The sequence below is a fragment of the Mesorhizobium sp. WSM4808 genome (assembly GCF_055811675.1).
In genome coordinates, this window is record NZ_JBVVQX010000077.1 from 1 (window position 1) to 470 (window position 470).

A 470-nucleotide genomic window follows, 5' to 3' on the forward strand; every position below is an offset into this window, starting at 1 on the left:
GGTCATCAAGCTCGGCCAGAAGCTCACCGACGATGCAGTGTCGATGTTTATCAAGCTGATGGGTCGGCTGTTCTCGCGACACATGGACTGCAGGCCGGATACCGCAAAGGCACTGTTCCTCGACACGATCACAGCCCTGCAGTCCGCCAACGACTATGGTCGGAACGCGTTGGAGGTTCTCGATCAGAAGGTCGGCTGGCATCGGCTGCTCCGCATGAAGCCTGAGCTCGAATCGATGGTCGATGACAACGAGGCGTCGCCCTTGGCCTTGGCGGCCGAGCAATATGCGACCGTCCACAAGTATGCCGGTGCGTTCCTACAGGCGTTCACGTTCCAATCGGCGCGGCGACACGATCCGCTTCTTGCGGCAATTTCGCTGCTGAAACGCCTGTATGCCGAGAGCCGTCGGGCACTCCCCGAGCGCGTCCCGGTCACCCACCTCAGCCAGGCTGATCGTCGGCTCATCTTCG

General features: G+C 61.1%; 1 pseudogene. It reads left to right on the forward strand.

The annotated features are described in order from the left end of the window. Positions 1–470 (forward strand): annotated as a pseudogene (locus AC0L2U_RS34750) (Tn3 family transposase); the annotation flags it as partial.